The sequence below is a fragment of the Pseudomonas sp. FW305-25 genome (assembly GCF_017351415.1).
GTDB lineage: Bacteria > Pseudomonadota > Gammaproteobacteria > Pseudomonadales > Pseudomonadaceae > Aquipseudomonas > Aquipseudomonas chlororaphis.
Genome location: NZ_JACNDE010000041.1, coordinates 49,675 through 58,287 on the forward strand (window position 1 = coordinate 49,675; position 8,613 = coordinate 58,287).

General features: G+C 61.5%; 9 protein-coding genes. 4 read left to right on the plus strand and 5 right to left on the minus strand.

Translation table 11 applies throughout. The annotated features are described in order from the left end of the window. Nucleotides 1–186: 186 nt before the first annotated feature. The 5 genes from J4E58_RS27310 to J4E58_RS27330 form a co-directional block, all read right to left on the minus strand. Entirely contained in the window at nt 187–1,155 is a 969-nt protein-coding gene (locus J4E58_RS27310; RefSeq protein ID WP_053263059.1) for a CDP-6-deoxy-delta-3,4-glucoseen reductase, read from the minus strand. Beyond that, nucleotides 1,155–2,621, minus strand: a complete 1,467-nt coding sequence (gene ubiD / locus J4E58_RS27315) for a 4-hydroxy-3-polyprenylbenzoate decarboxylase (protein WP_087092510.1) — start codon at nt 2,619–2,621, stop codon at nt 1,155–1,157. The genes J4E58_RS27310 and ubiD overlap by 1 nt, the downstream gene beginning before the upstream one ends. Before the next feature lie 140 nt (nt 2,622–2,761). Then, complete coding sequence (gene rho / locus J4E58_RS27320) at nt 2,762–4,021, minus strand: transcription termination factor Rho (RefSeq protein ID WP_007926725.1); 1,260 nt, start codon at nt 4,019–4,021, stop codon at nt 2,762–2,764. 247 nt (nt 4,022–4,268) lie between these two features. Further along, a complete protein-coding gene (trxA, locus tag J4E58_RS27325; protein WP_003206727.1) occupies nt 4,269–4,598 on the minus strand; it encodes a thioredoxin TrxA in 330 nt (109 codons plus the stop codon). A gap of 126 nt (nt 4,599–4,724) precedes the next feature. Beyond that, complete coding sequence (locus J4E58_RS27330) at nt 4,725–5,423, minus strand: FadR/GntR family transcriptional regulator (RefSeq protein ID WP_087092511.1); 699 nt, start codon at nt 5,421–5,423, stop codon at nt 4,725–4,727. Between the two features lie 254 nt (nt 5,424–5,677). On the opposite strand from J4E58_RS27330, the gene J4E58_RS27335 reads away from it, so the two are divergent. The 4 genes from J4E58_RS27335 to J4E58_RS27350 are packed head-to-tail and all read left to right on the plus strand — an operon-like array spanning nt 5,678 to nt 8,524. Beyond that, nucleotides 5,678–6,463, plus strand: coding sequence for a transporter substrate-binding domain-containing protein (locus J4E58_RS27335; RefSeq protein ID WP_087092512.1), 786 nt, complete (start codon nt 5,678–5,680; stop codon nt 6,461–6,463). 21 nt (nt 6,464–6,484) lie between these two features. Beyond that, nucleotides 6,485–7,153 (plus strand): amino acid ABC transporter permease, encoded by a 669-nt coding sequence (locus tag J4E58_RS27340; RefSeq protein WP_053263061.1) that lies wholly within the window; start codon nt 6,485–6,487, stop codon nt 7,151–7,153. Continuing rightward, nucleotides 7,150–7,800 (plus strand): amino acid ABC transporter permease, encoded by a 651-nt coding sequence (locus tag J4E58_RS27345; RefSeq protein ID WP_007926721.1) that lies wholly within the window; start codon nt 7,150–7,152, stop codon nt 7,798–7,800. The genes J4E58_RS27340 and J4E58_RS27345 overlap by 4 nt, the downstream gene beginning before the upstream one ends. Beyond that, nucleotides 7,787–8,524, plus strand: coding sequence for an amino acid ABC transporter ATP-binding protein (locus J4E58_RS27350; protein WP_087092513.1), 738 nt, complete (start codon nt 7,787–7,789; stop codon nt 8,522–8,524). Before J4E58_RS27345 ends, J4E58_RS27350 begins: the two co-directional genes overlap by 14 nt. Nucleotides 8,525–8,613 lie beyond the last annotated feature (89 nt).

The window sequence follows — 8,613 nt, forward strand, 5'->3', positions numbered from 1 at the left end:
ATAAAGAATTACTTAATAGAACGCACGGCTGTAACTCCAAGACACATATGTTTCAAGGCAAGTTAAGTGCCATCGAAGAGTTTTAACTTTCAATAATGCGTGACATATAACCTACCGGCATTTATCTAATTAAATAAATACCGATGGGCTATATAGGAAGTTATAACGAGGGACAGCCCCGAGAACTCAGGACCGAGGAGCGTAGGCAAATACATCGGCGCGCATCTGGTGCGCATCCATGCCCGCTTCGACCAGCGCGTCGAGGGTCGCGTAGATCATCGCTGGCGAGCCGCTGGCGTAGACATGCACCGCCGACAGGTCGGCAATGTCCTCGCTCACCGCCTCGTGCAGCATGCCGCAGCGCCCTTCCCAGCCACAGAGGTCGCTGACCACCTTATGCAGGAACAGGTTGGGCAACTTCTTCCATTCGTCCCAGTGCTCGATCTGGTAGAAGTCGTCCGGCCGGCGCACGCCCCAGTACAGGTGCACCGGGTATTTGAAGCCCTTGGCCCGGCAATGCTCGATCAGGCTGTGCATTTGCGCCATGCCGGTACCGGCGGCGATCAGCACCAGCGGCCCGTCCGGCAGCTCGGCCAGGTGGGTATCGCCAAACGGCAGCTCGACGCGCACGTTGCCATTGCGCTGCAACTGTTCGATCAGGCTTTGTGCACTGCTTTCGCGCACCAGTACGTGCAGCTCCAGCTCACGCCCGGCATGCGGCGCCGAGGCCAGGGAGAATGCCGACTTCTCGCCATTCTCCCGCTCGAGCATCAGGTACTGGCCAGCGTGATAACGCGGTGGCTTGCCTGCGGGCGCCCGCAGGCAGACCCGCCAGACATCGCCGCCGACTTCCAGACACTCGGTGACCTGACACGACAGACTGCGCACCGGCAGTTCTCCCAGCGCAAGGACGCCATCCCACAGCACGATGCAGTCTTCCAGCGGCTCTGCAATGCAAGTGTAGAACTCGCCATGATCGCGCACATCGCCGGCCTGCAGGACACGGCCCTCCACCAGCAGGGCGCAGCACACATGACAGTTGCCATTGCGGCAGCTTTGCGGGCATTCATAGCCCAGGCGCCGCGCCGCATCGAGAATCCGCTCGCCGGGCAGCGTCTCAAGCACCGCTCCGGAGGGCTGCAAGGTTACACGCATCAATCTATTCCTAACTGATTCCAGATGGCATCGATCCGGCGGGTTACTGCCTCATCCTTGACGATCACCCGGCCCCACTCGCGGGTGGTTTCACCGGGCCATTTATGCGTGGCATCGAGCCCCATCTTCGAGCCCAGGCCGGAGACCGGCGAGGCGAAGTCCAGGTAGTCGATCGGCGTGTTATCGATCATCACCGTATCGCGCTTGGGGTCCATGCGCGTGGTAATGGCCCAGATCACGTCGTTCCAGTCGCGCGCGTTGATATCGTCGTCAGTGACGATAACGAACTTGGTGTACATGAACTGTCGCAAAAACGACCAGACACCGAGCATTACCCGCTTGGCGTGGCCGGGGTACTGCTTCTTCATGGTCACCACCGCCATGCGGTACGAGCAGCCTTCGGGCGGCAGGTAGAAGTCGGTGATTTCCGAGAACTGTTTTTGCAGGATAGGCACGAATACTTCGTTCAGCGCCACGCCGAGAATCGCCGGCTCATCCGGCGGACGGCCGGTGTAGGTACTGTGGTAGATCGGCTTGATCCGGTGGGTGATGCGCTCGACGGTGAACACCGGGAAGCTGTCGACTTCGTTGTAGTAGCCAGTGTGATCGCCATACGGGCCTTCGTCGGCCATCTCGCCCGGATGGATCACCCCTTCCAGGATGATTTCCGCGGTGGCTGGCACTTGCAGGTCGTTGCCGCGGCATTTCACCAGCTCGGTGCGGTTGCCCCGCAACAGGCCGGCGAAGGCGTATTCGGAGAGGCTGTCCGGCACCGGCGTCACGGCGCCGAGGATGGTCGCAGGATCGGCGCCCAGGGCCACGGACACCGGGAACGGCTGGCCCGGGTGCTTCTCGCACCATTCGCGGTAATCCAGCGCGCCGCCACGGTGGCTCAACCAGCGCATGATCACCTTGTTGCGGCCGATCACCTGCTGGCGATAGATACCGAGGTTCTGCCGGTCCTTGTTCGGCCCCTTGGTGACGGTCAGGCCCCAGGTGATCAGCGGACCGACATCGCCCGGCCAGCAGGTCTGCACCGGCAGCATCGCCAGGTCGACGTCATCGCCTTCGATGACCACTTCCTGGCAGATGGCATCCTTGACGACTTTTGGCGCCATGGAAATGATCTTGCGAAAGATCGGCAGCTTGGACCAGGCATCCTTGAGCCCCTTGGGCGGCTCGGGCTCCTTGAGGAACGCCAGCAGCTTGCCGATTTCCCGCAGTTCGCTGACCGCCTCGGCACCCATGCCCAGCGCCACGCGCTCCGGGGTGCCGAACAGGTTGCCCAGCACCGGAATGTCGTAGCCGGTGGGGTTTTCAAACAACAGGGCCGGACCTTTGGCACGCAAGGTGCGATCGCAGACCTCGGTCATTTCCAGCACTGGGGACACCGGAACCTGGATGCGCTTGAGTTCGCCGCGCTGTTCCAGACCGCTGATAAAGTCGCGCAAGTCGCGATACTGCATGCGTGAGCCTCGTTTTGGCCGTGGCGTTCGGGGCTGGCAGTTTAGCGCCGAACCCGACTGTTCAGAACAGTGAACTGCCGTTCATCAATAATCAGATAGCAAAAAGCCGGGTTTCCCCGGCTTTTGCGGTCCCGCTCGACTTACTTGCGTTTCATCGACAGGAAGAACTCATCGTTGGTCTTGGTCTGTTTCAGCTTGTCGACCAGGAACTCGATGGCGGCGACTTCATCCATCGGATGCAGCAGCTTGCGCAGGATCCACATGCGCTGCAGCTCGTCGTCGGCGGTCAGCAACTCTTCGCGGCGGGTGCCGGAACGGTTGATGTTGATGGCCGGGAATACGCGCTTCTCGGCGATCTTGCGGTCCAGGGGCAGCTCCATGTTGCCGGTACCCTTGAACTCTTCGTAGATCACTTCGTCCATCTTCGAGCCGGTCTCGACCAGCGCGGTGGCGATGATGGTCAGCGAGCCGCCTTCTTCGATGTTCCGCGCGGCACCGAAGAAACGCTTCGGTTTTTCCAGGGCGTGGGCATCGACACCACCGGTCAGCACCTTGCCGGAGCTCGGGATCACGGTGTTGTAGGCACGGGCCAGACGGGTGATGGAGTCGAGCAGGATCACCACGTCCTTCTTGTGTTCGACCAGGCGCTTGGCCTTCTCGATCACCATCTCGGCAACCTGCACGTGGCGGGTTGGCGGTTCGTCGAAGGTGGAGGCGACCACTTCGCCGCGCACGGTGCGCTGCATCTCGGTCACTTCTTCCGGACGTTCGTCGATCAGCAGCACGATCAGATGAACTTCAGGGTTGTTACGGGTGATGTTCGACGCAATGTTCTGCAGCATGATGGTCTTGCCCGCTTTCGGCGGAGCAACGATCAGACCGCGCTGGCCTTTACCGATCGGGGCGCACAGGTCGATGACACGACCGGTCAGGTCTTCGGTGGAACCGTTGCCGGCTTCCATTTTCATGCGCACGGTCGGGAACAGCGGCGTCAGGTTTTCGAACAGGATCTTGTTCTTCGCGTTCTCGGGACGATCGTAGTTGATCGTGTCGACCTTCAGCAGTGCGAAGTAACGCTCGCCTTCCTTTGGAGGGCGGATCTTGCCAACGATGGTGTCACCGGTGCGCAAGTTGAAACGACGGATCTGACTCGGGGAGACGTAGATATCGTCTGGGCCGGCCAGATAGGAGGCGTCGGAGGAGCGAAGAAAGCCGAAGCCGTCCTGGAGGATCTCCAGCACGCCATCACCGGAGATTTCCTCGCCGCTTTTAGCGTGCTTTTTCAGCAGGGAGAAAATCACGTCCTGCTTGCGCGAACGGGCCATATTTTCTATGCCCATCTGTTCGGCCAATTCGAGCAGTTCGGTAATCGGCTTTTGCTTGAGTTCAGTCAGATTCATATAGGAATGACGTAATCATTTATGGAGGGGGGAAATTAAGCTTTTGGCTTAATGATGCCGCGCCGCGGAGAAGGCGACAGGATCGCGTACTTATTCGAAAAGGAGAGCGTCGGCGACGGCTTGCAGGGGGCAGAGGAGAAACCAGTGCGGGGCCGAATGTAACACCTGAGTTTCTGAGCGTCTAGCCCTGAATAATGAAAAAGCCCCGCTATTTACGGGGCTTTTTTGATGCGATTTACAACGACGCTTAGATGTTGGCGTCGAGGAAAGCAGCCAGTTGCGACTTGGACAGTGCGCCGACCTTGGTGGCTTCGACGTTGCCGTTCTTGAACAGCATCAGCGTCGGGATACCACGCACGCCATGCTTGGCCGGGGTTTCCTGGTTTTCGTCGATGTTCAGCTTGGCAACGGTCAGCTTGCCTTTGTAGGTTTCAGCGATTTCGTCCAGGACCGGAGCGATCATTTTGCATGGGCCGCACCACTCAGCCCAGTAGTCGACCAGTACAGCGCCTTCGGCCTTGAGTACGTCAGCCTCGAAGCTAGCGTCGCTAACGTGTTTGATAAGATCGCTGCTCATGGAAGTCTCCAGGTTGTAAGCAAAAAAACGTGGCCCATCATAGCCGCCCTTCCCGCGTTCAGGAAGCCGGAGTTGATTGACTCTCGCTATGGTGCCCGATGAATTTGGGTATAGCTCAACTGGAAACTATGCGGGGGTGACGAAGGCGATTCCGGTGCGCAGGGCCGCGCCGCGCACATGCTCCTGCATGGCCTTCTGCGCCGCCCCAGAGGCATGCCGGGCCAGCCCGCGGAGGATCTTGCGGTGCTCCTGCCAGGTTTCCATGGCCCGCTCGGGCCGGATGAACGGTAGTTTCTGGCTCTCCAGGAAGATCTCGGCGCTGGTGCTGAGAATGCTCACCATTGCCTGATTGCCGCTGGCTTGCAGGATCTTCTGGTGAAACTCGAAATCCAGCCGCGCCGCCGCCTCGAAATCCGCGGCCCGCAGCTCGTTGCGCATGGCCTCGACATTATCCTGCAACGCATCCAACTCATCGGCAGTCAGCGTCACGGCCGCCAGCCCCGCGGCGAAGCCTTCCAGGGCGTAGCGCAATTGGAAGATATCCGTCGGCGACGCCTGGGCTGCGAACGGCCAGCTCAGCCCCGCGCCATTGACCGGCGATTCCGTGGCTTGCACGAAAACGCCTTTGCCAGGCTGCACGCTGATCACCCCCAAGGCGCTCAAGGACGACAGCGCCTCGCGCAATGAAGCCCGGCTGACCCCCAGTTGCACGGCCAGATCGCGCTGCGACGGCAGCGCATCGCCCGGGCCGAAGCCGCGCTCGTTGATCAATTGGCGGATGGCTTGCAGCGCCACCTCGGGTACGGCGCGGGAGATCGAGTTCATAGAATGCAGGCTGGCCGGTCCAGGAAAAGGCTAGTTGTAAAGCTATTCGCCGAGCCCGGCAAGTCGTGCCCCAAGGGGGTTCGGGCGCCTCTCCGGACGCTCGATAAGGGGGCAGAAACGCCATCAACTGTTCAGACCAGTAAGACCGAAGGACGCCAGCAAAACCCGGCGCTCCAGGGCTTTTTCCGGCGTTTGGCACGGGCTGTGCTGTGTCGCTGCGCAGAAATCACTTCCCGTGAATCCGGAGATTTGCCATGACCAAGCGTTTCAGCGCCCTGCTCTCTGCCCTGTTTGCCAGCCTGCTGCTGAGTCAGACGCCCGCCCACGCCAGCGGCCTGGACGATGTCGTCGCCCGTGGCACCCTCAAGGTGGCCGTGCCCCAGGATTTCCCACCCTTCGGCTCGGTCGGTCCGGACATGAAACCCCGCGGCCTGGATATCGACACCGCGAAACTGCTGGCCGACCAGCTCAAGGTCAAGCTCGAACTGACCCCGGTCAACAGCACCAACCGCATTCCGTTCCTGACCACCGGCAAGGTCGACCTAGTGATCTCCAGCCTCGGCAAAAACCCGGAGCGCGAGAAGGTCATCGACTTCTCCCAGGCCTACGCGCCCTTCTACCTGGCGGTATTCGGCCCACCCGAAGCACCAGTCGCCACCCTCGACGATCTCAAGGGCAAGACCATCAGCGTCACCCGTGGCGCCATCGAAGACATCGAACTGACCGCCGTGGCCCCGCAAGGCGTGACCATCAAGCGCTTCGAGGACAACAACTCGACCATCGCCGCCTACCTGGCCGGCCAGGTCGACCTGATCGCCAGCGGCAACGTGGTGATGGTCGCCATCAGCGAACGCAACCCGAAACGCATCCCGGCGATGAAGGTCAAGCTCAAGGATTCCCCGGTCTATGTCGGCGTGAACAAGAACCAGCCGGAGCTGCTGGACAAGGTCAACCAGATCCTCACCACCGCCAAGGCCGACGGCAGCCTGGAAAAGAACGCCCAGCTGTGGCTCAAGCAGCCATTGCCGGCTGGCCTCTGATCGCGGTCGCGGAGGTTATCCATGGCTTATCAGTTCGACTTTCTACCGGTGCTGGAAAACACCAGCCTGCTGCTGCGCGGCGCCCTGTTCACCCTTGAGCTGACCGCCATCGGCGCATTGCTCGGGGTCGGCCTGGGCATAGTCGGCGCGGTGGTGCGGGCCTGGAAGATCCAGCCCTTCTCGGCCCTCTTCGGCGTCTACGTCGAGCTGATCCGCAACACCCCGTTCCTGGTGCAGCTGTTCTTCATCTTCTTCGGCCTGCCGTCCCTGGGGCTGCAGATCTCCGAGTGGCAGGCGGCGGTGCTGGCGATGGTGATCAACCTGGGGGCCTACTCCACGGAAATCATCCGCGCCGGCATCCAGGCCATCCCCCGCGGCCAGCTGGAGGCCGCGGCGGCCCTGGCCATGACGCGCCTGGAGGCCTTCCGCCATGTGGTGTTGCTGCCGGCGCTGGGCAAGGTGTGGCCGGCCCTGAGCAGCCAGATCATCATCGTCATGCTCGGTTCGGCGGTGTGTTCGCAGATCGCCACCGAGGAGCTGAGCTTCGCCGCCAACTTCATTCAGTCGCGCAACTTCCGCGCCTTTGAAACCTACGCCCTGACCACGCTGATCTACCTGTGCATGGCCCTGCTGATCCGGCAGCTGCTGAACTGGGTCGGGCGCCGCTATATCGCGAGGAGCAGCCAATGAGTGATTTCAGCTTCTGGGACATCGTGCGCAACCTGCTGACCGGCCTGCAATGGACCCTGCTGCTGTCGCTGGTGGCCTTTGTCGGCGGCGGGCTGATCGGTTTGCTGATCATGACCCTACGCATTTCCAAGAAGGCTTTCCCCAGCGGTTTCGCCCGCCTGTACATCGAGCTTTTCCAGGGCACGCCGCTGTTGATGCAGCTGTTCCTGGTGTTCTTCGGCATCGCCCTGCTGGGGGTGGATATCTCGCCCTGGCTGGCGGCGGCCATCGCCCTGACGCTGTTCACCAGCGCCTACCTGGCGGAGATCTGGCGCGGCTGCGTCGACTCGATCCCCAACGGCCAGTGGGAAGCCTCCTCCAGCCTGGCGCTCAACCCTTATGAACAGCTGCGCCATGTGATCCTACCGCAGGCGCTGCGGATTGCCGTGGCGCCTACCGTGGGTTTCTCGGTGCAGGTGGTCAAAGGCACCGCGGTGACCTCGATCATCGGCTTCACCGAGCTGACCAAGACCGGCGGCATGCTCGCCAATGCCACCTTCGAGCCCTTCATGGTCTACGGCCTGGTGGCGCTCGGTTACTTCCTGCTGTGCTACCCCCTGTCCCTCAGTGCGCGCTACCTGGAAAGGAGACTGCATGCCTCTGCTTAGAATTTCCGCCCTGCATAAATATTACGGCGACCATCATGTGCTCAAGGGCATCGACCTCAGTATCGAGGAAGGCCAGGTGGTGGCGATCATCGGCCGCAGCGGCTCGGGCAAGAGCACCTTGCTGCGCACCCTCAACGGCCTGGAATCGATCAACGACGGGGTCATCGAAGTCGACGGCGAATACCTCGATGCCGCCCGCGCCGACCTGCGCAGTCTGCGGCAGAAGGTCGGCATGGTGTTCCAGCAGTTCAACCTGTTCCCGCACCTGACTGTCGGCGAGAACGTCATGCTCGCCCCGCAGGTGGTGCAGAAGGTGCCCAAGGCCAGGGCCGCCGAGCTGGCACGGGAGATGCTGAAGCGGGTCGGCCTGGAGGAGAAGTTCGACGCCTTCCCCGACCGCCTGTCCGGCGGCCAGCAACAGCGGGTGGCGATCGCCCGGGCGCTGGCCATGTCGCCCAAGGTGCTGCTGTGCGACGAGATCACCTCGGCCCTGGACCCGGAGCTGGTCAACGAAGTCCTGAGCGTGGTGCGCCAGCTGGCCAAGGACGGCATGACCCTGATCATGGTGACCCACGAGATGCGTTTCGCCCGGGAAGTGGGCGACAAGCTGGTGTTCATGCATCAGGGCAAGGTGCATGAAGTGGGCGACCCGAAAGTGCTGTTCGCCAACCCGCAGACGCCGGAACTGGCGAATTTCATCGGGACCAATGAGGCGGCGGGCTGAGACTCTGCGGCGCCTGCCAGATTATTTCGCGAGCGAGCTCGCTTGTATGTCTTAAGGTGGGCCTGTCGGGGTGGAGGGACTTAACTCGC

Bases quoted from the DNA above. Each gene is read 5' to 3' on its own strand.
- trxA (WP_003206727.1), bottom strand. From the start codon at position 4,598: ATGAGCAGCGATCTTATCAAACACGTTAGCGACGCTAGCTTCGAGGCT.
- J4E58_RS27350 (WP_087092513.1), top strand. From the start codon at position 7,787: ATGCCTCTGCTTAGAATTTCCGCCCTGCATAAATATTACGGCGACCAT.
- rho (WP_007926725.1), bottom strand. From the start codon at position 4,021: ATGAATCTGACTGAACTCAAGCAAAAGCCGATTACCGAACTGCTCGAA.
- J4E58_RS27310 (WP_053263059.1), bottom strand. From the start codon at position 1,155: ATGCGTGTAACCTTGCAGCCCTCCGGAGCGGTGCTTGAGACGCTGCCC.
- ubiD (WP_087092510.1), bottom strand. From the start codon at position 2,621: ATGCAGTATCGCGACTTGCGCGACTTTATCAGCGGTCTGGAACAGCGC.
- J4E58_RS27340 (WP_053263061.1), top strand. From the start codon at position 6,485: ATGGCTTATCAGTTCGACTTTCTACCGGTGCTGGAAAACACCAGCCTG.
- J4E58_RS27330 (WP_087092511.1), bottom strand. From the start codon at position 5,423: ATGAACTCGATCTCCCGCGCCGTACCCGAGGTGGCGCTGCAAGCCATC.
- J4E58_RS27335 (WP_087092512.1), top strand. From the start codon at position 5,678: ATGACCAAGCGTTTCAGCGCCCTGCTCTCTGCCCTGTTTGCCAGCCTG.
- J4E58_RS27345 (WP_007926721.1), top strand. From the start codon at position 7,150: ATGAGTGATTTCAGCTTCTGGGACATCGTGCGCAACCTGCTGACCGGC.